The organism is Afipia massiliensis (genome assembly GCF_014203115.1).
In the GTDB taxonomy this organism is placed as follows: Bacteria; Pseudomonadota; Alphaproteobacteria; order Rhizobiales; family Xanthobacteraceae; genus Afipia; species Afipia massiliensis.
Genome location: NZ_JACHIJ010000002.1, coordinates 334,075 through 355,737 on the forward strand (window position 1 = coordinate 334,075; position 21,663 = coordinate 355,737).

General features: G+C 62.4%; 21 protein-coding genes. 13 read left to right on the plus strand and 8 right to left on the minus strand.

Features of this window, described 5'->3' with window-relative positions:
- The first annotated feature begins 125 nt into the window (after positions 1–125).
- The gene (gene purM, locus HNQ36_RS06365; RefSeq protein WP_184083169.1) at positions 126–1,199 is read left to right on the plus strand and encodes a phosphoribosylformylglycinamidine cyclo-ligase; all 1,074 of its coding nucleotides are present in this window, start codon (positions 126–128) and stop codon (positions 1,197–1,199) included.
- Between the two features lies 1 nt (position 1,200).
- Positions 1,201–1,854 carry a phosphoribosylglycinamide formyltransferase gene (gene purN, locus HNQ36_RS06370; RefSeq protein WP_184083171.1) on the plus strand — a complete coding sequence of 218 codons (654 nt, stop codon included), beginning with the start codon at positions 1,201–1,203 and terminating at the stop codon, positions 1,852–1,854.
- Here the strand turns inward: purN and HNQ36_RS06375 are convergent.
- Positions 1,847–3,181 carry a PQQ-dependent sugar dehydrogenase gene (locus HNQ36_RS06375; protein ID WP_184083173.1) on the minus strand — a complete coding sequence of 445 codons (1,335 nt, stop codon included), beginning with the start codon at positions 3,179–3,181 and terminating at the stop codon, positions 1,847–1,849. The two genes, purN and HNQ36_RS06375, sit on opposite strands and share 8 nt — an antisense overlap.
- Before the next feature lie 162 nt (positions 3,182–3,343).
- Positions 3,344–3,547: a cold-shock protein gene (locus HNQ36_RS06380; protein WP_046826516.1), complete on the minus strand. Its 204-nt coding sequence runs from the start codon at positions 3,545–3,547 to the stop codon at positions 3,344–3,346.
- 319 nt (positions 3,548–3,866) lie between these two features.
- Between HNQ36_RS06380 and HNQ36_RS06385 the strand changes: the two genes are divergently transcribed.
- On the plus strand, positions 3,867–4,952 hold the full coding sequence (locus HNQ36_RS06385; protein WP_184083175.1) for an autotransporter outer membrane beta-barrel domain-containing protein: 1,086 nt from the start codon (positions 3,867–3,869) through the stop codon (positions 4,950–4,952).
- A 175-nt stretch (positions 4,953–5,127) separates the two neighbouring features.
- Here HNQ36_RS06385 and HNQ36_RS06390 read toward each other — a convergent pair whose 3' ends face one another.
- Both HNQ36_RS06390 and ndk read right to left on the minus strand, forming a co-directional pair.
- A complete protein-coding gene (locus tag HNQ36_RS06390) occupies positions 5,128–5,967 on the minus strand; it encodes a YjbE family putative metal transport protein (RefSeq protein WP_184083177.1) in 840 nt (279 codons plus the stop codon).
- 37 nt (positions 5,968–6,004) lie between these two features.
- Positions 6,005–6,427, minus strand: coding sequence for a nucleoside-diphosphate kinase (gene ndk, locus HNQ36_RS06395; RefSeq protein ID WP_184083179.1), 423 nt, complete (start codon positions 6,425–6,427; stop codon positions 6,005–6,007).
- Between the two features lie 329 nt (positions 6,428–6,756).
- On the opposite strand from ndk, the gene HNQ36_RS06400 reads away from it, so the two are divergent.
- The 4 genes from HNQ36_RS06400 (at position 6,757) to HNQ36_RS06415 (ending at position 9,905) form a co-directional block, all read left to right on the plus strand.
- Positions 6,757–7,068 (plus strand): sulfur globule protein precursor, encoded by a 312-nt coding sequence (locus HNQ36_RS06400; RefSeq protein ID WP_184083181.1) that lies wholly within the window; start codon positions 6,757–6,759, stop codon positions 7,066–7,068.
- Positions 7,069–7,233: 165 nt separating this feature from the next.
- Positions 7,234–7,494 carry a hypothetical protein gene (locus HNQ36_RS06405; protein WP_184083183.1) on the plus strand — a complete coding sequence of 87 codons (261 nt, stop codon included), beginning with the start codon at positions 7,234–7,236 and terminating at the stop codon, positions 7,492–7,494.
- Positions 7,495–7,715: 221 nt separating this feature from the next.
- Positions 7,716–7,922 (plus strand): hypothetical protein, encoded by a 207-nt coding sequence (locus HNQ36_RS06410; RefSeq protein WP_184083185.1) that lies wholly within the window; start codon positions 7,716–7,718, stop codon positions 7,920–7,922.
- A gap of 108 nt (positions 7,923–8,030) precedes the next feature.
- Positions 8,031–9,905 carry an ABC-F family ATP-binding cassette domain-containing protein gene (locus HNQ36_RS06415; RefSeq protein WP_184083187.1) on the plus strand — a complete coding sequence of 625 codons (1,875 nt, stop codon included), beginning with the start codon at positions 8,031–8,033 and terminating at the stop codon, positions 9,903–9,905.
- 4 nt (positions 9,906–9,909) lie between these two features.
- Here HNQ36_RS06415 and HNQ36_RS06420 read toward each other — a convergent pair whose 3' ends face one another.
- The 3 genes from HNQ36_RS06420 to HNQ36_RS06430 all read right to left on the minus strand — a co-directional run bounded on the left by HNQ36_RS06420 (position 9,910) and on the right by HNQ36_RS06430 (position 12,822).
- A complete protein-coding gene (locus HNQ36_RS06420) occupies positions 9,910–10,440 on the minus strand; it encodes a hypothetical protein (RefSeq protein WP_184083189.1) in 531 nt (176 codons plus the stop codon).
- A 272-nt stretch (positions 10,441–10,712) separates the two neighbouring features.
- Positions 10,713–11,165: a DNA polymerase III subunit chi gene (locus HNQ36_RS06425; protein WP_046826523.1), complete on the minus strand. Its 453-nt coding sequence runs from the start codon at positions 11,163–11,165 to the stop codon at positions 10,713–10,715.
- A 154-nt stretch (positions 11,166–11,319) separates the two neighbouring features.
- Positions 11,320–12,822: a leucyl aminopeptidase gene (locus tag HNQ36_RS06430; RefSeq protein WP_184083191.1), complete on the minus strand. Its 1,503-nt coding sequence runs from the start codon at positions 12,820–12,822 to the stop codon at positions 11,320–11,322.
- Positions 12,823–13,293: 471 nt separating this feature from the next.
- Here HNQ36_RS06430 and lptG point away from each other — a divergent pair, with 471 nt between their 5' ends.
- The 6 genes from lptG to HNQ36_RS06460 all read left to right on the plus strand — a co-directional run bounded on the left by lptG (position 13,294) and on the right by HNQ36_RS06460 (position 20,960).
- A complete protein-coding gene (gene lptG / locus HNQ36_RS06435) occupies positions 13,294–14,382 on the plus strand; it encodes an LPS export ABC transporter permease LptG (RefSeq protein ID WP_184083193.1) in 1,089 nt (362 codons plus the stop codon).
- A 77-nt stretch (positions 14,383–14,459) separates the two neighbouring features.
- Entirely contained in the window at positions 14,460–16,862 is a 2,403-nt protein-coding gene (locus tag HNQ36_RS06440) for an LPS-assembly protein LptD (protein ID WP_246395298.1), read from the plus strand.
- Between the two features lie 187 nt (positions 16,863–17,049).
- Positions 17,050–17,976, plus strand: a complete 927-nt coding sequence (locus HNQ36_RS06445; protein ID WP_184083197.1) for a peptidylprolyl isomerase — start codon at positions 17,050–17,052, stop codon at positions 17,974–17,976.
- 41 nt (positions 17,977–18,017) lie between these two features.
- On the plus strand, positions 18,018–19,025 hold the full coding sequence (pdxA, locus tag HNQ36_RS06450; RefSeq protein WP_184083199.1) for a 4-hydroxythreonine-4-phosphate dehydrogenase PdxA: 1,008 nt from the start codon (positions 18,018–18,020) through the stop codon (positions 19,023–19,025).
- Positions 19,022–19,888 carry a 16S rRNA (adenine(1518)-N(6)/adenine(1519)-N(6))-dimethyltransferase RsmA gene (gene rsmA / locus HNQ36_RS06455; protein ID WP_184083201.1) on the plus strand — a complete coding sequence of 289 codons (867 nt, stop codon included), beginning with the start codon at positions 19,022–19,024 and terminating at the stop codon, positions 19,886–19,888. The genes pdxA and rsmA overlap by 4 nt, the downstream gene beginning before the upstream one ends.
- A gap of 13 nt (positions 19,889–19,901) precedes the next feature.
- The gene (locus HNQ36_RS06460) at positions 19,902–20,960 is read left to right on the plus strand and encodes an alcohol dehydrogenase (protein ID WP_184083203.1); all 1,059 of its coding nucleotides are present in this window, start codon (positions 19,902–19,904) and stop codon (positions 20,958–20,960) included.
- 14 nt (positions 20,961–20,974) lie between these two features.
- Here the strand turns inward: HNQ36_RS06460 and HNQ36_RS06465 are convergent, their stop codons facing one another.
- Positions 20,975–21,649 carry a spermidine synthase gene (locus HNQ36_RS06465; RefSeq protein WP_184083205.1) on the minus strand — a complete coding sequence of 225 codons (675 nt, stop codon included), beginning with the start codon at positions 21,647–21,649 and terminating at the stop codon, positions 20,975–20,977.
- Positions 21,650–21,663: the final 14 nt, after the last annotated feature.

Consider the following 21,663-nt stretch of genomic DNA (forward strand, 5'->3'; position numbering starts at 1 on the left):
CAGAAGGCCCACCGCCGGAAGTCCCGTTCTCCTAGCTATGCACAGCCCGTCCGCCAGCCATTGCGCCAGCGCAAAATCCGACGTAACCACCGGCTAACTCACGGAAACCTGGTGTGGTGGTTAGTATGACCGATCAAAAATCCGGCCTGACCTACTCCTCCGCCGGCGTCGATATCGACGCCGGAAACCGGCTGGTGGACCTCATCAAGCCCATGGTGCGCGCCACCGCACGGCCGGGCGCCGACGCCGAAATCGGTGGATTCGGCGGGCTGTTCGACCTCAAGGCTGCGGGTTTCAAGGACCCCGTGCTGGTCGCGGCGACCGATGGGGTCGGCACCAAGGTCAAGATCGCCATCGAGACCGGGATCCACGGCGGCATCGGCATCGACCTTGTGGCGATGTCGGTCAACGATCTCGTGGTTCAGGGTGCGGAACCGCTGTTCTTTCTGGACTACTTCGCCTGCGGCAAACTCGACCCCGAGGCCACCGCCTCGATTGTGGCGGGCGTCGCCGAGGGCTGCCGTGAATCCGGCTGTGCGCTGATCGGCGGCGAGACCGCCGAAATGCCCGGCCTCTACAAGGACGGCGACTATGACCTCGCAGGCTTCGCGGTCGGCGCGGCCGAACGCGGCACGCTGCTGCCGCACAAGAACATCGGTCCCGGCGACGCGGTGATCGGCCTCGCCTCCTCCGGCGTTCATTCCAACGGCTTCTCGCTGGTGCGCAAGGTCGTCGAGAAGTCCGGCGTGACGTTCGACGCGCCGGCCCCCTTCGCGCCCGTGATGACGCTCGGCGGTGCACTGCTCACGCCGACCAAGCTCTATGTGAAGTCCTGCCTGCAGGCGATCCGGCAGACCGGCGCTGTGAAAGGTCTGGCCCACATCACCGGCGGCGGCTTCACCGACAACATTCCGCGCGTGCTGCCGAAACATCTCGGCGTCCGCATCGATCTGACCGCCGTGCCGGTGTTGCCGGTGTTCAAGTGGCTGGCGCGCGAAGGCAATATCGCCGAGCTCGAATTGCTGCGCACCTTCAACTGCGGCATCGGCATGATCGCGATCGTCAAGCGCGAACAACTCGTTGAGGTGATGGACGTGTTCGCGCAGAATGGCGAGAACGTCGTGAATCTCGGCGAAGTGGTCGAAGCATCAGGCGACGAGCGCGTGATTTACGACGGCCACCTCAACCTGGCGGATTGAGATGGCACGACGCCGCGTCGCCATTCTGATTTCGGGCCGCGGCTCGAACATGACCGCGCTGATCGAAGCCGCGAAGGCCAAGGACTATCCCGCAGAGATCGTTCTGGTGATCTCCAACATCGCGGGCGCCGGCGGACTGGCGAAGGCGAGCGACGCCGGGATCGAGATCGCGACCGTCGAAAGCAAGCCGTTCGGCAAGGACCGCGAAGCATTCGAGCGCAAGCTTCATGACGTGCTCGTGGCCCACAACATCGAACTGGTTTGCCTTGCAGGATTTTTGCGTCTGCTGACGCCGTGGTTCGTCAAGCAGTGGGAGGGCCGGATGCTCAACATCCACCCGGCCCTGCTGCCCTCCTATCGCGGCCTGCATACCCACGAGCGGGCGCTGGCCGACGGCGTCAAAATTCACGGCGCGACGGTTCATTTCGTGGTGCCGGAAATGGACTCCGGTCCGATCGTCATGCAGGGCGCGGTCGCGGTGCATGACGACGATACGCCGGACACGCTCGCGCTGCGTGTCCTCGGCGTCGAGCATCGGATTTATCCGGATGCGCTGCGCCTCGTCGCCAGCGGCGGCACGCGGCTCGAGAACGGCTCCTGCAAGACCGGCAATGCAGGTTCTGACACTGCGCTGATCGTGCCGGCGATTACCTAGACGCGGACTTCGCGGCGGGCGTCACGCGCCACACGACATTGCCGACGTCGTCGGCCACCAGCAGCGCGCCCCGCTTGTCGATCGCCACGCCCACCGGCCTGCCGCGCGCTTCGCCCTGGTCGTTGAGAAATCCGGTGAGGATATCCTGCGGCTTGCCGGACGGCATACCGTCCTTGAACGGCACGAAGATCACCTTGTAGCCGCTGCGCGGATTCCTGTTCCACGATCCGTGCTGGCCGACGAACGCGCCATTCTTGAACGACTCTGGAAACAGATCGCCCTGATAGAACGTCAGTCCGAGCGACGCGGTGTGCGGCCCGAGCGCATAGTCCGGCACGATCGCCTTGGCGACGAGGTCCGGACGCGGCGGGCTGACGCGCACATCCACATGCTGGCCAAAGTAGCTGTAAGGCCAGCCGTAGAACCCGCCGTCCTTCACCGACGTCATGTAATCCGGAACGAGATCGCTGCCGATTTCGTCGCGCTCATTGACCACAACCCAAAGCGCGCCGCTCTGCGGCTGCCACGCGGGACCGTTCGGATTACGTAATCCCGACGCGAACACGCGCGACGAACCTGTCGCGATGTCGATTTCGAGAACCGCCGCGCGATCCTTCTCTGCCTCCATGCCGTTTTCGCCGACATTGCTGTTGGAGCCGACCGTTGCATAGAGCTTCGTCCCATCGGGACCGGCGATCAGATCCTTGGTCCAGTGATGATTGCGCCGGCCGCCTGGCAAATCCGCCACCTTGGTGCCGGCCGTCGTGATCCTAGTGTCGCCGTCGCGGTACGTAAACTTCATGATCGCATCGGTGTTGGCGACGTAGAAATCGTTACCCACCAGCGCCATGCCGAACGGCGAATTTAGATTCTCTATAAACACGGATTTCGTCTCGGCCTTGCCATCGCCGTCCGCGTCACGCAGCAACGTGATGCGGTTCGCGCTCGGCACACCTGCGCCTGCACGTCCCATCACCTTCTTGGTTACCCACCCTTTGATCCCGCCGCCGTCATCGGGCTTCGGCGGGGCATTGGTTTCAGCGACCAGAACGTCGCCGTTCGGCAGCACGAACAAGGTACGTGGATGATTGAGGCCGGACGCGAGCGCCGTCACTGAAAAACCGTCCGCTGCCGTCGGCTTTTCACCGGATGGCCAACCCGTGGCGGTGGCGATCTTGACCGTCGGTATCCACGAACTCTTCGGCTCCGGCAACGTCGGCTTGGGGCCGTAACCCTGCTCAATGGGGACGTTCGCCTGCTCATTGCAGGCGGCCAAGGTCAGGGCCAGCGCCCCGACGAGAAGGATGGTCCGGCTATTGCTGTACATATTGATCCTCAGTGTCCTCTGGCAACGCACAGGCCAGCCAACCGTTCAAGGTACGAAACAGCGATCACGCAGAATTCACGCTCTGCGCCGCCGAACTCGAAGGCACAAACAAAAACCCCCGGCTGGTGGCCGGGGGAGCATCGCATTCCCGTTATGTCGCGATCAGGACACTTTCAGGTTTTCCGCGGATGACTTGCCGCGATTATCCACGAGATCGTATTCGACAGTCTGGTTTTCGTTGAGGGTGGAAAGCCCTGCGCGTTCCACCGCCGAGATGTGAACGAACACGTCCTTGTCACCGACCACCGGTTTGATGAACCCATAGCCTTTGGTCGGGTTGAACCACTTCACCGTACCTTTTGCCAACGTCCGTCTCCTCGTCCAGATATAAAAAAGACGCGGTCACGCTCATCGCGTGCCACGCCGCTAGCGGGCTTCAAATGTTTTGCAGGATATCGCGTCTTCCAAGTGCACAGCCGAACGACCCAAATCCGATTGCAGCAACAATCCCAACACGAAAATTTCGTCTTAGCAAGACGGTACGAAGCCACAAAATGCCTGTGGCGCGAGCACCACAGAGGGTGCGAATGGCCCCGGTCTGCGCGGCGGCACGTTGACGCAAGCTTTGGATTCGGGGCTAATCGCGGGACGCGGTTGCAGCAAATCCATTTTGAGTTCCCTTTTTATGAGAATGACAGCATCGCGACCGGGCTTGAGGCGCATGAAGGTGCTGCACGCAACTGTGGCCGGCCTGACCGCGATGTGCGCGGCCTCAAACGCCAGCGCACAATTCGTACCGACCGTCCCGGGCGTCACTGACAACAACTCCCAATTCTCGGTCAACGCCGCGCAGTTCGACATCGGCAGCAGCTTTCTGCAACGTCTCGCACGTGAGGCGACCTACGGATACGCAGCGCGGGATAATTCCGGCGGCGGTGGCGCGTCGCAAAGCACCGTCGAGCCGCTGTACCGGACATGGGCGGAAACCTACGGCATCCGCGCGCGCACGGCCGCACAGGGCACCTTCGTCGGCGACAAGCGCGGGACGCTTGGGATCGTCGGCGGCATCGGCACCACCATTGCGCCCGGCCTGAACGTCGGCTTCTCGGTCGATCAGAGCCACACCTGGATCGATGTGCCGCTCGCGCTGCAATCCGCAACGCTCGGCATGACGCAGCTTGGCGTCAACGCATCATACGTTACCGGCCCGTGGACGGTGGCGATGGCGGCGGTCCATGGTTTCGCGCGGATCAGTTCGACCCGCACCACGCTGCTCGGCGGCGCGCTCGCGAACTATCGCGGCAGCATCGACGGAGTGCTCGGCGAACTCAACTATACCTACTCCTTCGGCCAGAGTCGGATCGTGCCCAAGGTCGCGCTCGAATACGTCTCGGCGCGCACAGATAGTTTCTCGGAGGTCGGCGGCTTTAATCCGGTGACGGTCGCCGCCGGACACGGAGAGCGCGCCCGTGTGCTGGCTGGCGCGGAAGTCGGCCATTACTGGATCGTCGGCCAGCAGGCGATCGACGTGTCGGTCTATGGCAAGTTCGTCGATAACTTCACGCAGAACATCGGCGCGGTTCAGGTCAGCCTCGGCAACAACGCGATCAGTGTGCAAGGCATTCGCGAAAGCCGGAACGGTGCCGACGCGGGTGCTGCGGCGTCCTGGATCTTCAGCAACACGGGGCGGCTTTATGCCAACTACGATGGCCGGTTCCGCGACGGATACCAGTCGCACCAGGGGACGCTGGGCGTCGAGTTGAAGTGGTAAGCGGCTGAGCGTGGCGAGGCGCGATCCCACAGCGTCGTCCCGGCGAAGGCCGGGACCCATAACCACCGGCCCCTCATTTGAGCGTGGGTGTTGAACATATCTTCGTAAGATAACGTCGACAGGGCTGATGGGTCCCGGCCTTCGCCGGGACGACCTCAAGAATTTGTTACAATCGCTATGCAGCCGCGGCAGCCGCTTCGTGTTCGCGCAACGCGCGGCGGCGCCAGATCGACCCCACCGCCAGCACCACGATCACACCGAGCAGTGCGAGCGCGATCTCGCCGATCTCGCCATCGAACTTGAGATGCCTGGCGAAGCCGAACATCGTCGAGGTGGTATCGAGATCGAGCACGACGTGGCCGTTAAGCGCACTGTGCAGCAAGGGCACAACGGCGGGATCGGTGGCGATCACCTCGCCCGCGATCCAGCCCAGCAGCGCTGCGCCCAGCCAGATCAGGGCCGGCATGCGGTCGAGCAGCGCCATGATCAGCGCGGCGCCGGCCACGATCATCGGAATGCTGATCGCAAGGCCGAGCACCATCAGCACAATGCTGCCGTTGGCGGCGGCGGCGACCGCGATGACATTGTCGAGGCTCATGATGATGTCGGCGATGGCGACGATGCGCACCGCCGCCCACAGGTGGGCCGCGGCCTGCACGCCATCCTCGTCTTCCTTTTCAGGCACGAGGAGTTTCGCCGCGATGACGATCAGCGCCAGTCCGCCGATCAGCTTGAGGAACGGAATCGTCATCAGCGTCACGACGATGAAGGTGAAGATGATGCGCAGGAAAACCGCGACACCCGCACCCAGCACCATGCCCCATACGCGCTGACTGGGTTGCAGTCCGCGGCACGCCAGCGCAATCACCAGCGCGTTGTCGCCGGACAACAGTACGTTGATCCAGATGATCTTGGTCAGGGCGACCCAGAACTGGGGGTGCTGAATCTCACTCTCGAACTGAGTGATGAGGCCGCCGATGGAGGCGGGATCGAAGATCTGCGCAATCCAGTTCACGTCAACGGCCCCCCGGCCAATTTAGTGCGGCTGTTCCTCAGCCGACGATTTCATTTCCTGCAAAGAACTGCGCGATCTCGATCGCCGCGGTCTCAGTGGCGTCCGAACCATGCACCGAGTTCTCGCCGATCGACTTGGCGTGCGCCTTGCGGATGGTGCCGTCAGCGGCCTTCGACGGATCGGTCGCGCCCATCACGTCGCGATACTTCAGGATGGCGCCCTCGCCTTCGAGGACCTGGACCACCACCGGGCCGGAAATCATGAAATCGACCAGTTCGCCGAAGAACGGGCGCGCCTTGTGCACGGCGTAGAACGTCTCGGCCTGGGCGCGGGTCATCAGGATGCGCTTTTGCGCAACGATCTTCAGTCCGGCCTTTTCGATGATGGCGTTGACGGCGCCGGTCAGATTACGCGCGGTCGCGTCCGGCTTGATAATCGAAAAGGTGCGCTCAATCGCCATGATAACTGTCCTTGGAAAGCAGGTCTGTTGGAAGGGTTGCCGCGCTTATAACGGCGCGGTGATGCGACGGCAAGCTGGTATACCAGAGCCCGCCCGGGATGGACGACATCACGCCCCCGATACCCCCGCAGCGCGCTCCTGCCAAGCCCTGCTTCGATTTTATCAACCCATGCCAAGGCTTACTTCCAAGGCTTACTCCGATTTCATCAACATGAACGCTGACTGACCCGGCCAGCACGGTCAGGTTCAGGATCGCGGGTCTAACTTTATGAGAGCAGCGAGGTTTCGCGAATCCTGCCCACGCCTCGCAGTGAACTCAAGGAGATGACATGTTTCGCAAACTCGCACTTGTATGCATCGCGGCAGCAGCTCTCGGTGCGGCTGCATTGACGCCCTCCGCTGCCTCGGCGCGGGAATGGCGCAGCGTCGGTGTCTTGGGTGGCGGCGGACACGGCGGCTGGCACGGTGGACATAGCGGCTGGCATGGCGGTCATCACCACCATCATCATCGTGGCTGGGGCGGTCGCGGCTGGGGCGCTCCGAGCTACTTTGCGGGTGGCGGTTACGGCGGCTGCTATGTTCGCCGCCTGGTTCCCACGCCCTACGGCTATCGGGAGCGGCTGGTAAATCGCTGCTACTGATCAAGCTTCCCGGACTTCTCCGAATCCGGTTCCCGGACTTGACCGGCCGCCAAAAGCGGCCGGTCTTTTTTGTCGCACCGGCGGATCGAACCATCCGCGGGCACGCATCGACAGACATGCAGGGACACATCAAGGCGCCCCGCGCCAAACCGAAGGAGACTTGTCATGTTGCGCAAACTCGTTCTTGGACTGGCTGCTGTCGCTGCTCTGTCCACCACCGCCATGCTTCCCACCGCCGCTTCAGCCAAGGGCAAGGGCTGGCATCATCACCATCATCATGGTCACCATCACGGCCACGGCCACTGGGGTGGCGGGTACGGCTTCTTCGCCGGCGGTTACGGCGGCGGCTACGGCGGCTGCTACGTGAAGCGCCTGGTCGATACGCCGTATGGCCTGCGCTATCGCGTGGTGAACGTCTGCTACTAAGCAGATCGCAATCCGCTTCTCCCAGACTTCAGGCCCCCGGCAGGTGACACTGTTCGGGGGCTTTCTTCGTCCTCATCGCAAGTTCCCGGTTCCCGGCATTAGATTTTTACCGATTTCAAACCATGCGCGAAGAAGGCGCGAACTCATCCACGGCCACCGCATTATCCCGTGGTATTGATTAGAACTTGAAGCGAATTGGAACAGCCGGATTGGAATAGATCATGGCGACTCGATTGAACGCTCCTGATGTCCATCTTGATCACATCCACTGCGAGGCCGTCTGGCAAGGCATCGGCGAAAAGCTGCGCGATGCGCTCAATCGCGAGTCGCCGGACATGTCGCAGCGCCTGCGCGCGGTGATCGCACGTTTGCCCGAGCTCGATGGCGAAAAGGCTCCCTCGCTGGTGCCGGACATGCAAACGCGCTAGCGCGTTTCCTCCAATAGCCGGGTCGCGCACGCCAAAAGCGCCGCGATCCGTCACAATTCGACCTGACAAAGCAGTTGCGTTCGGCGGCCTGTTTCGTAAAAGCCCGCTATGCTCTCCATCAATGACATCTCCATCCGGATCGCCGGACGCCTTTTGATCGACCAAAGCACGGTGCAAATCGTGCCGGGCGCGCGCGTTGGCTTCGTTGGCCGCAACGGCGTCGGCAAATCGACGCTGTTTCACGCCATTCGGGGCGAATTGCCGACGGAAACCGGCTCAATTTCGATTCCGCCGCGCTGGCGCGTGGGCAGCCTCGCGCAGGAGGCGCCCGATGGCCCGGAGAGCCTGATCGACGTGGTTCTCAAGGCGGATCTAGAACGCGCCGCGCTGCTGCATGAGGCGGACACCGCCCACGATCCGCACCGCATCGCTGACATCCAGACCCGGCTCGTGGACATCGACGCGCATTCCGCCCCGGCCCGCGCCGCGGCCATTCTCTCCGGCCTCGGTTTCTCCGCCGCCGATCAGTTGCGCTCGTGCTCGGAATTCTCCGGCGGCTGGCGCATGCGCGTGGCGCTGGCGGCGACGCTGTTCGCGGCACCTGACCTTCTTCTGCTCGACGAGCCGACCAACTACCTCGATCTCGAAGGCACGCTCTGGCTCGAGGATCATCTTGCTAACTATCCACGCACCGTGATTGTCATCAGCCACGACCGCGACCTGCTCGATACGTCCGTCGATCAGATCCTACATCTCGATCGCGGCAAGCTCACGCTCTACAAGGGCACCTATTCGTCGTTCGAGGAACAGCGCGCCACCCGCGAGATGCTCGACGCCAAGCATGCCAAGAAGCAGATGGACGAGCGCAAGCGGTTGCAGGCGTTCGTCGATCGCTTCAAGGCGAAGGCTTCGAAAGCAAAGCAGGCGCAATCGCGCGTGAAAATGCTGGAGCGGATGAAGCCGGTCACGGCTCTCGTGACGCAGGACGTTCGCGAGATCACGTTTCCGACGCCTGACAAAATCCTGTCGCCGCCCATCATCGCAGTGGACGGCGTGTCGGTCGGATACGATCCGGCAAAGCCGGTGCTCAATAACGTCACGCTGCGCATCGACGACGATGACCGCATCGCGCTGCTCGGCTCCAACGGCAACGGCAAATCGACGCTGGTGAAACTGCTCGCCGGCAAGCTGCCACCATTTTCCGGCAAGGTCGTGCGCGCCGACAAGCTGTCGGTTGGATACTTCGCACAGCATCAGACCGACGAACTCGATCTCGAGGGCTCGGCTTACGATCATCTGCGCAGGCTGATGCCGCACGAGACCGAAACCAAAGTGCGCGCGCGCACCGGCGCCATCGGGTTTTCCGGCAAGGCTGGGGACACGAAGGTCAGTTCGCTGTCCGGCGGCGAGAAGGCACGGCTTTTGCTCGGGCTTGCGACATTCTACGGCCCGAACATGATCATCCTCGACGAGCCGACCAACCATCTGGATATCGACAGCCGCGCAGCGCTCGCGGAAGCCATCAACGACTTCCCCGGCGCGATCATCATGGTCTCGCATGATCGCTACCTGATCGAGGCCTGCGCCGATCAGTTGTGGGTGGTGGCCGACCGCGCCGTGACGCCCTACGACGGCGACCTCGACGACTATCGCCGCTCGGTGCTGACCGCGCGCGGCATGCGCGCTTCAAGCCGCGACCGCACCGGCAATGAGCGTGGCAACGGCCGCGACAAACCGCAGCGTCCCAAGGAAAAACGCGTCCCGCTCAAGCAGAAAATCTCGAACGCGGAAAGCGAGATCGCGCGGATCACCGGCATCATCGAGAAGATCGATGCCGCGCTCGCCCTGCCCGATCTGTTCAAGCGCGATCCGAAACAGGCGACGCAACTCACCAAGGCCCGCGCAAGCGCGGCGGATGCACTGCAACGCGCGGAAGACGAGTGGCTGGAAGCAAGCTCGTCCTACGATGAAGCGGCAGGCTGAAAATTTAGGAGCGCTTCTTGGTCCCGCGCGCGGGCTTCTCGGGCGGCGGCACATCGACACGTTCGATCGACGTCAGGCGGCCGGACGTGAACGTATAGGCGCCGGGGCGCGGTCCGCTCCGCCAGGTAATGAGCGCGACGCGATCACCGCGCGCATTGTTCGACAGGTTGACGTTGTCGGGCGCGACAGGAATCGCACGCGCGACATCGCATTCGGTATGCCCCAGCGCGACCGGAGCCACGGAGACCTGACCTTCCGACGATGCGTTGGCATCGGCAGGCGCGCCGGCTGCAGGCATGCCCGGACATTGACCATCTGACGAAATCAGGTCGCTCTGCGAGACTTCCTTCGACGAACTCAGCGGCGGCGTTTCAATCGCGCTATTGCCACCTTTGAAAATCCTGCCGGGCCGCGCGAACCATTCCTGGTCCTTGAGCGAGAAGTCGGAAATCCCGCCGCAGCCAGCCATCATGGGGGCCAGGATCACAAGGGCCGCCAACTGCCGGACATGGATGCTTTTACGCAGGACGCTCAAATTCGTTCTCACACCAACTTCAGCGCTTGCTGCGCGTTTCGGAACCAGGACATCACTTAAAGCAAATGCCTAAAGAATCATTTGCGCGTCTTTGGGCGACAAGATGGAACACTCGCCGATCACTGCGCTCGTCTGGCCTTCCACCACCCCTTTGCGGCACCATGGTGGCTAACCGCCGGTCTGGTCAACGAAAAAAGACTGTATTGTTAACGCGGACCGGCGCGCGGCACGGCGAGAGAAGCCGCGTTACGCAATTGTCATCGTGCTTCGGCTTACGCCCGCTTCTGCCATTTGCCGCGTTCATCGGTCTGCCAGTAGGTCAGATCCAGACCGCGCGATTTGCCGTCCGCCCAAGCCGCGCGAGCGACGCTGAGAGCTTCATCGTCGTCGCCGTTGAAAACGAGAACCACGCGGTCATATGTCGCGCAATCCTTGGGCAGACCCGCAGCATCGACGATAAACCTGACATTGGCATTGTTCGGATTGCCGTCATCAACAGTGAGAACGATCGGCTGGTTCGCGACGTCGCTCTCCCGCCATGTGCTGTGCGGCAAAAATGAATCGTCACGATACGTCCACAGATGCGCGTCGAGCACTTCCGCACGCTCCTCCGATCCGGTCTGCACAGCGACGCGCCATCCGCGCTCAAGCGATTTCTCAAGCAGTGGCGGCAACACCTTCTCAAGTGCCGTATCTTGCAGATGATAGAACAGGACTTCGGTCATCGCGTGCCGCCAGGTTGCAAGTCGTCATTGCGAGCCAACGGGTCGGCGCAAAGCGCCGCCCGATGACAGGCTCCGCGAAGCAATCCAGCCTTGGAAACAGCAAGAACTGGATTGCTTCGTAGCAAGTGCTCCTCGCAATGACGCCGAAGGGCCTTCAGCGCTTCGCCTCGTAGTTGTCCGCCACCAGCTTGTTCAGCAAGCGCACGCCGTATCCCGATCCCCAGCTGCGGTTCAGATCCGACGCGGGAACCCCCATCGCCGTACCGGCGATATCGAGATGCGCCCACGGCGTATCGTCGACGAAACGCTGCAGGAACTGCGCAGCAGTGATCGAACCGCCGTTGCGGCTGCCGGTGTTCTTCATGTCGGCGAACTGCGAGTCGATCTGCTTGTCGTATTCGGGACCGAGCGGCATGCGCCACACGCGCTCGCCGGTCTCCTTCCCCGCAGCTGTCAGACGCTCCGCGAGCTTGTCGTCGTTCGAGAACATGCCAGCATAATCAACGCCAAGCGCCACCATGATCGCGCCGGTGAGCGTCGCCAGATCGACCATGAACTTCGGCTTGTGCTTTTTCGCCACATACCAAAGCACGTCGGCCAGCACGAGGCGGCCTTCGGCATCGGTGTTGATGATCTCGATGGTCTGTCCCGACATCGACGTAACAATGTCACCAGGCCGCTGCGCGTTGCCGTCCGGCATGTTTTCAACGAGGCCGATCGCGCCGACCACATTCACCTTCGCCTTGCGTGCGGCCAGCGCGTGCATCAGGCCAACGACGCAGGCCGCGCCGCCCATGTCGCCCTTCATGTCTTCCATGCTGCCGGCCGGCTTGATCGAAATGCCGCCGGTGTCGAAGCACACGCCCTTGCCGACGAAAGCGATCGGCTGCTCACCGGCCTTGCCGCCGTTCCAGCGCATGATGACCATGCGGCCGTCGTGTTCCGAACCTTGCGAGACGCCGAGCAGCGCGCCCATGCCGAGTTTCGTCATCGCCTTGACGTCGAGAATCTCGACCTTGACGCCGAGTTTCCGCAGCAGTGCTGCACGCCGCGCGAATTCCGCGGGGAACAGCACGTTCGGCGGTTCATTGACGAGATCGCGCGCGACCAGCACGCCGTCCACAATATGATTCTCCGGCGTAAACGCCTTGCGTGCCGCGGCGACATCGGCGACCGCAACCGAGAACTGCGCGCGCAGCGGCGCATTGTCGCCGTCCTTTTTCGTGGTCTTGTAGCGGTTGAACCGATAGGCGCGCAGCCGGACGCCCGACGCGATCGAGGCGGCCTGCGATCCCTTCATCGCGCCCGACGAAAGCTCGGCGAGAATCGTAACGGCCTCCGTGCCGGCGGTGATCTTGGCGGCGATCTTGCCGCCGAATTTCAGGAAGTCGCTGTCCTTCAGCGAAGCCGTCTTGCCGGCGCTGAGGACGATCAGGCGACCGGCCTTGAGGCCTTCCGGCGCCAGGATATCCATCGTGGAGCCGCTTTTCGCCTTGAACTGGTTTGTGGCCGCCGCGCGCTTGACCGCGTTTGCCGCCGGCCCCAGCGCCTTGATCGTCGCGGGCCCGAACTTGAGCGTTTCGTCGCAGAACACCACCAGAACGCCGCGTGGGGCAGCGGAAAACGGTACGAAGCCGACCTTCACGGCGTCGGTCATAAGCAAATCCTCCAGATAGTCGCGGCTTGCGCAGCAAAGGGACCAGAATCCGGCGGACGCTCAGATTCGGGACATGAGACGGCGCACTATGACGCGTTCCGGCGTGCGCTGCCAAGCGCGCCGCAATCAAGCCCGCCTACGGCAGCAGCCGGTTGCCCCCGGAGTGGCCCCAAAGCAACGATGATGTTTTATTAACCACAGTTGGCACCCAGCCTCAGGTCGGCCATTTTGTTGACCAATCAAAGGGATGCTATGAAATAAGAATGTGCCGGAAAGCTCGATTCCGCGCCTGGGGGAACTTCGCAAGAGGTTTGGGCGCGCTCACGAAATCCGGCTGGAGTTGGGGATACAACTGCCCGATGGGCTCGATCGATACCACTGTTGCCCGGACGGCAATGCCGTCGTCCGCCCGGACTATCGCGACCGCACGGCTCGTCCGGCGGTGGGCGTTGGCGTGAGGCGGAAGCGCGCATGGTGACGACAATTCTCGCACGCTATTTCGCCGCCCGTTTCGTGATCGCATCGGTCATGACCTTCGGCGCGATCTTCGTGCTGGTCATTACCGTCGACTACATCGAACTGATGCGCCGCGCCGGAAGCGTGCCGAATCTGTCGGGTCTCTTTGTCGCGCAGACCGCGCTGTTTCGCGTGCCGCTGTCGCTCGAGAAACTGATGCCGTTTTGCATTCTGATCGGTGCAATGGTGTCGTTCCTCGCCTTGTCGCGGCGGCTTGAACTCGTTGTGGCGCGCGCCTCCGGCATCTCGGCCTGGCAGTTCATAACTCCTGCTCTGCTCAGCGCACTCATCCTCGGTGTCCTTGCAACTGTGCTCTACAATCCGATGTCGGCGGAGATGCTCGAACGCGCCAAGAGCATGGAGACCAAGATCTTCACCGATGGTGCGCCAGCGAACCCGGATGGCGCAGGCTTCTGGCTCAATCAATCGACCAGCGAAGGACAGAGCATCATCAACGCCGCCCGGAGCCAGGGACAAGGCGCGCTCCTGACCGGCATCACGGTATTCAGATACGACACGTCCGGCGTTTTCAGGGAACGAATCGAGGCGAAGGAAGCCACCCTTGAACCCGGCCAGTGGGTGTTCAAACAGGTACGCAGGTACAAGCTCGATAGCCCGCCAGAGGAGCAAGATACCTTCACACTGGTCACGAGCCTCACCCCGGCCCAGGTCCGGAACAGCTTCTCCACTCCCGAAACCGTGTCATTTTGGCAACTCCCGGACTACATCAGGTCGTCCGAGAACTCCGGCCAGGCCACAGCCGGTTACCGCCTGCAGTACCAGAAGCTCATCGCGCGCCCATTTTTATTGGCTGCAATGGTGATGCTCGCAGCCGCTGTGAGTTTGCGGTTCTTCCGCTTCGGCGGCGTGCAAAAGATGGTTTTGAGTGGCGTTGCAGCAGGGTTTCTGCTCTATGTCCTCTCGAAAGTAACTGAAGATTTAAGCAAGGCCGAGTTGATGCATCCGCTCGCTGCCGCGTGGTTGCCCGTTTGCGTGGGCGGCCTCTCGGGATTTTTGGCTTTGCTGTACCAGGAGGACGGGTAGTGGCCGTTGTCGCCGCCCTCCAAGGACGGACGCCTGCGTTCAGGCGGCGCATTCGTTTGCGCCGTCAAAGCTTGGTCATGTCTGCAGTTCTGGGGCTTGGCCTGGCAGCCGGCTTCGGTAACGCGGGTGTGACACCCGCATCGGCCCAGCAATCCTTCCGATACAATCCCCAGCCGCCCAAGCCGCCCAGGCAGAAGCCCGCCCAGCAGGCCAATGACGGGCAGATGCTCGTGCAGGCCGCCGAGGTCAACTACGACTACAACAATTCGCGCGTCTCGGCGGTCGGCAGCGTCCAGATCTACTACAACGGATCGACGCTCGAGGCCGACAAGGTCATCTATGACCAGAAGACCAAGCGCCTGCATGCCGAAGGCAACGTCCGGCTGACCGACCCTGACGGCAAGATCACTTACGCCAACCTGCTCGACCTGTCGGACGATTACCGTGACGGCTTCGTCGATTCGCTGCGGCTCGACACCGCCGATCAGACCCGCATGGCGGCGACGCGCGCGGATCGCACCGGCGGCGAGGTCACGATTTTCCAGAACGGCGTCTACACCGCCTGCGCAGCCTGTAAGGACAATCCGAAGAAACCGCCGCTGTGGCAGGTCAAGGGTGCGCGCATCATCCACAACCAGACCGAGAAGATGCTGTACTTCGAGGACGCGCGCCTCGAATTCTTCGGCCAACCGATCGCGTATCTGCCGTTCTTCTCGACGCCGGACCCGACGGTCAAGCGCAAGAGCGGCTTCCTGATTCCGAACTATTCGTCGAGCACGCGCTACGGTGTCGGCATCGAGGTGCCCTATTACTTCGCGCTGGCTCCGGACTACGACGCGACCGTGTCGCCGCGCTACACCACCAAGCAGGGCCTGTTGTTGCAGGGCGAATTCCGTCAGCGCCTGATCAATGGCGCTTACGAAATCCGTGGCTATGGCATTCGCCAGAACGATCAAAAGCAGTTCAACGGCGAACCCGGCGATCGCGAGTTCCGCGGCGGCATTGATACCAAAGGCCAGTTCGCGTTGAACGACAAATGGGTCTGGGGTTGGGATGCGGTCGCCGTCTCGGATAAATCGTTCTTCTTTGACTACGGCTTGGGCCCATACAAGAACGCGCTCAACGCGTTCCTGCTGACCCCGGACACGGGCCTGTCGCAAATCTATCTTACCGGCGTCGGCAACCGCAGCTATTTCGACGCGCGCGTGATGCACTTCCTCGGCTATTCGGCCGCCGACGATCAAAGCACAATTCCGATCGTTCATCCGGTGATCGATTATTCCAACGTGCTCAACCGCAACGTTCTCGGCGGCGAGTTCAGCTATAAGGCGAACTTCACCAGCCTGAGCCGCCAGACCGCCTCGTTTGACGCGATCAACCCGACAGCATTCGCCGCCGGGTATTGCCTGCCGACCTCGGCCGACCCGCTGGCGAGAACCCGATCGCAATGCCTCCTGCGCGGTATTCCCGGCGACTACACGCGGCTTACAGCCGAGGTGGAATGGCGCCGGTCGTTCACCGATTCCATTGGGCAGATCTTCACGCCGTTCGCGTCGCTACGCGGTGACGTGATCAGCGCCAACATCGACAACCAGCCTGGCGTTTCCAATTACCTGCCGATCGGCTCGACGCAGACAGCGCGCCTGATGCCGACGGTCGGACTTGAGTATCGCTATCCATTCATCAACGTGCAGCCATGGGGCACGACGACGATCGAACCGATCGGCCAGTTGATCATCCGGCCGAACGAACCGAGCGCCGGCCGCCTTCCCAACGAAGACGCACAGAGCTTCACGTTTGACGACAGCAATCTGTTCCGCGTCGATAAATTCTCCGGCTACGATCGCGTCGAAGGCGGCGGCCGCGCCAACGTTGGCGTCCAGGCGACGACGCAGTTCGACCGTGGCGGCTTCGTCAATGTGTTGTTCGGACAGTCCTATCAACTGTTCGGCCTGAACTCGTTCGCCGTGCAGGATCCCACCAACACCGGCATCGGCAGTGGCCTTGAAACCGCCCGCTCCGACTATGTCGCTCGCATCGCCTATCAGCCCAACAGAATTTACAGTCTGATCGCCCGCACCCGACTCGACGAGGCAACGGGAACTGTGCGGCGTTTCGAACTCGAAGGCCGGGCTAATTTCGACCGCTTCGGGGTGAGCCTGCTGTACGGCAACTACGACGCACAACCTGAACTCGGCTTCCTCACGCGCCGCGAAGGCGTCGTGGCAACCGGATCGGTCAAGGTGGCCACCAACTGGATGCTGTCAGGCGCACTGCGCTACGACATCTCGAACCAGACGATCAATCAGTACATCGTCGGCGCGGGCTACGTAGACGACTGCTTCATCATTGCAGCCAACTACATCACGGACTACGCATATACCTCGAAGAGCTACACGAGTCCCGTCACCGATCACCGCATCATGTTGCAGATCGGCCTGCGCACCATCGGCGGCACGTCGTTTAGCGCTGCTCAGTAATATTCCGGTAGCGGGGTGGTGCAGCCAACTCGATTTGCAGGTTTCAGGGCGCGCGCCGTATAGTCACGGGAACCGCCGGGAGTTCATCGGATGCGCGTATTAACGCCGTAAACTCGGGGTTGATGTTGCTGAATACGCGCTGGAATCTCCAGCCTCCGCCGAGACCGGTTTGATGACGGGTTTGAATATGATTGCTACTTTTCTTCGCTACGCACGAACAGCTTCGCTCGCGGCCGCCCTGCTCGCCGTGTCGAGTTTCGGCTCGACTGTCATGGCGCAATCCGTCGCAGCGATGGTGAATGGCGAGGCCATTACCAATTTCGATATCGAGCAGCGCATCAAGCTGACCAAGCTTACGACGCAGAAAGCGGTCTCGCGGCAGGAAGCGCTCGAAGAACTGATCGACGACAAGCTCAAGGTCAAGGAAGCCAAGCGATACGGCCTCGACATGTCGTCGTCGGACATCGACGGCGCGTACGGCAACATGGCGTCGCGCATGCGCATGAATCCCGAGCAGTTGTCGAAAACGTTGGAGGGCCACGGCATCCGTCCCGAGACGCTCAAAAACCGCATCAAAGCCGACATGACATGGGGCAACCTGGTACGCGGGCGGTTTCAGTCGAACCTGCTGGTGCCGGAGAAGGACCTCGCCGGCATCGAACCGTCCGACACCAAGGAAGGCGAAAGCTTCGAGTATCTCGTTCGTCCGATCGTCCTGATCGTGCCGCGCGGCTCGCCGTCGAGCGCCATCGAAGCACGCCGCAAGGAAGCGGAATTGCTTCGCAGCCGGATCCAGAGTTGCGATGAAGCGCAGTCGCTGTTCCGTTCGATGCGCGATGCCGCGATCCGCGATCAACTGACCAAGACCTCGGCGGATCTGCCGCCGGCCTTGCGTGAACTGCTCGACAAAACACCTGTGGGCAAACTGACTCCGCCGGAAGTCACCAAGCAAGGCGTCGAAATGGTGGCGCTGTGCAGCCGCAAGCCGACCAAGGCGGACACACCGGCCAAGCGCGCGGCGCGCGAGAAAATTTACAACCAGAAGTACGAAGCCAAATCCAAGTCGTATCTTCAGGAAGTCCGCAAGGGCGCGATGATCGAGATACGCAAATAAATGAGCTCAACCGCGACAGCGCTGCCATGATCAGAGCCGCCATGAGCAAAGCGCTGGCGCTGACGCTCGGCGAGCCCGCAGGCATCGGTCCCGATATCGCGATCGCGGCATGGCTGAATCGCCGCGAACTCGACCTTCCCGCATTCTACCTGATCGGCGACAGCGCGTTCATCACGGAGCGCGCCCGCGTGCTGGGCGCAACTATCGCAGTCGCCGATGCGAGCGCCGAGGATGCCGCCGAACTCTTCGCCGATGCGCTTCCGATCGTCAAAACAGGCATCGCGGCAACTGCGAAACCCGGCCATCCCGACGACAGCAGCGCACCGGCGGCCATCGCATCGATCCGTCATGCCGTCGCGGATGTGATTTCCGGACGCGCCAGCGCGGTGGTCACCAATCCGATCGCCAAGAGCGTGCTTTATCGCGCGGGCTTTTCCCACCCGGGTCATACCGAATTTCTCGCGCAGCTTTCCGCAGCCGTGAACGGCACTGTGCCGCATCCGGTGATGATGCTGTGGTCGCACGAGCTTGCCGTCGTGCCGGTAACAATCCATCTGCCGCTGCGCGACGCCATCGCGCAACTCACCAGCGATCTGATTGTTCGGACCGGACGCATCGTCGCGGCGGACTTGAAAGCGCGGCTTGGCATTGCCCGCCCGCGCCTTGCGATATCCGGGCTCAATCCGCATGCCGGCGAGGACGGCACCCTCGGCACCGAGGATCAATCGATCATCGCACCGGCCGTTGCCATACTCCAGCAGGACGGCATCGACGTGCGCGGCCCGCTGCCAGCCGACACGATGTTTCACGAAGCCGCGCGAAAAACCTACGATTGCGCAATCTGCATGTACCACGATCAGGCATTGATCCCGATCAAGACCATCGCATTCGACGACGGCGTCAACGTTACGCTGGGCTTGCCGTTCATCCGCACCTCGCCGGATCACGGCACCGCATTCGATATCGCAGGCACCGGCCGCGCCAATCCGTCCAGCCTGATCGCGGCGCTTCGCCTTGCCGCGCAAATGGCGGCGGCATCAAGCACATGACCGCCATCGACGACCTGCCGCCGCTCAGCGACGTAATCCGCCGCTTTGAACTCTCCGCGCGCAAATCGCTTGGCCAGAATTTCCTGCTCGATCTCAACCTGACATCACGCATCGCGCGTGCAGCTGCACCGCTGGAAGACGCCACCATTGTCGAAATCGGCCCCGGCCCCGGAGGGCTGACCCGCGCGTTGCTTGCACAGGGCGTCAAGCGCGTGATCGCTGTGGAGCGCGACGAGCGCGCGATCCCTGCCCTTGAGGAAATCGCGCAGCGTTACCCCGGCCGCCTCACCATCGTGAACGACGATGCGATGACATTCGATCCGAGCCCGCACCTCAACGGCGAGCGCGCCAAGATCGTCGCCAATCTGCCCTACAATATCGCCACCGTATTGCTGATCGACTGGCTGTGCGCCGAGCCGTGGCCACCGTGGTACGACATGATGGTGCTGATGTTTCAGCGCGAAGTCGCCGAGCGCATCGTTGCGCGCGAAAACGACGATGCCTATGGGCGGCTCGGCGTGCTGGCGAACTGGCGCGCCGAAACCAAGATCCTGTTCGATATCGCGCCCGGCGCCTTCGTGCCGCCGCCCAAAGTCACGTCGTCCGTGGTGCGGCTGATCCCGCGCCCCGCGCCCGAGCCCTGCGACCGGCGTGCGCTGGAGCGGGTCGCCGCGGCGGCATTCGGCCAGCGCAGAAAGATGCTGCGGCAGAGCCTCAAATCGCTCGGCGCCGATCCGGCCGCCCTTGCCGCCGCGGCAGGCGTCGAACCGACCCGCCGGGCCGAGACTATTCCGGTGTCCGGCTTTGTTGCCATGGCGCGCGAATTGGCTGATATAGCAGCCGCAAAATCAAAAACACCGTAACGGAGAAAGCCCAATGGCCCAGATGCGCCGCCAATCTCTTGTGAAGTTCGATGCTCCGCTCTGCGAAACCATCGTGGAGACCCCGAAGCCGCAAGGCCGGGAAGTTCTGGTGCGCATCGAGCGCTGCGGCCTGTGCCATTCGGACCTGCACATCCAGGACGGTTATGCGGATCTGGGCGGCGGCAAGAAGCTCGACACCACACGCGGCATGGTTCTGCCGTTTACGCTCGGGCATGAGATCGCAGGCGTCGTCGATGAAGTCGGTCCCGATGTGGACAAGGCGCTGATCGGCGCGAAGCGCGCCGTTTTCCCCTGGATCGGCTGCGGCCAGTGCCGCGACTGTCAGAACGGCGACGAAAACCTGTGCGCCAAGCAGCGCTTCCTCGGCGTCTCGATCGACGGCGGCTTTGCCACCCACGTTCTGGTGCCGGATGCGAAGTATCTGCTCGAGTACGATCCGCTGCCGGTCAACATCGCGGCGACCCTGATGTGCTCGGGTGTCACGGCCTATGGCGCGCTCAAGCGCCTTGTCGATCGTCCGCGCCAGCGCAACATCCTGCTGATCGGCCTTGGCGGCGTCGGCATGATGGGTCTTTCGTTTGCCGGTGCGATGTTCAAGCAGCCAATCTCGGTGGCCGACCTGAGCCCCGCCGCACGCGAGACCGCGCTCAAGAACGGCGCATCGGTGGCCTACGATCCGTCCGAAGCCGACATCGTCAAGCGCATCCTGAAGGAAACCGACGGCGGGTTCGATGAAGTGGTCGATTTCGCGGGCAACGAGAAGTCCATGGCATTCGCGATGGCGGTGCTTGCGCGCGGCGGCAAGATCGTGGTGTCGGGCCTGATGGGCGGAAACTTCAGCGTGCCGATGGTGCAATGGATCTACAAGCGCATGACCATCGAAGGTTTCATGGTCGGCACGCTCGCGGAAAGCCATGAGCTGATGGCGCTGGCCCGTTCCGGCAAGATCAAGCCGACGCCGATGCAGGAAGAGCCGATGGCCGATGCACAGAAGTGGATCGATCAGTTGCGCGCCGGCAAGGTCGTCGGCCGTATCATGCTGAAAAACTGACGTCCAGCATCGGACTAATCGGGCCGAACCGCAGTCCAGATCACGTGGCGCGCGCCGCCGCGTGGTCCGTTGGCTCGAACCGGAACCTCGTTCACATCGAAGCCGGCCTTGCGCAGCCGCTGGGTAAAACGCGGGTTGGGTCCTGACGACCACACGGCCAGAACGCCGCCGGGCCGCAGCGCCGCGCGCGCCGCAGTCAGCCCTTTCAGATCATACAGCGCATCGTTGGACTCGCGCGTCAGGCCCTCCGGGCCGTTATCGACGTCGAGCAGGATGGTGTCGTAAGTCGCACGTGCGGACCGGATGATCTGGCTGACATCCTCTTCGCGGATCGTGACGCGCGGATCCGTCAGACTGCTGCCGAACATCTCCGCCATCTCGACTCGCGCCCACGCCACGACGGACGGCACCAGTTCGGCGACAACGATCTCGGCCTTGGAGCCAAGCACGGCAAGCGCCGCACGCAGCGTAAATCCCATGCCGAGACCGCCAATCAGCATGCGTGGCCGTTCGCGTGTCTGGATACGTCTGCACGCGAGCGTGGCCAGCGCCTGCTCCGAGCCGCTGAGGCGGCTGTTCATCAGTTCGTTCTGGCCGAGCTTGATGGAGAATTCAGTTCCGCGGCGCATCAGGCGAAGCTCGCCGCCGCCGGGAATTTGCGCGGTATCCAGCAGGGTCCAGGGGATCAACGATCGAGTCCTCA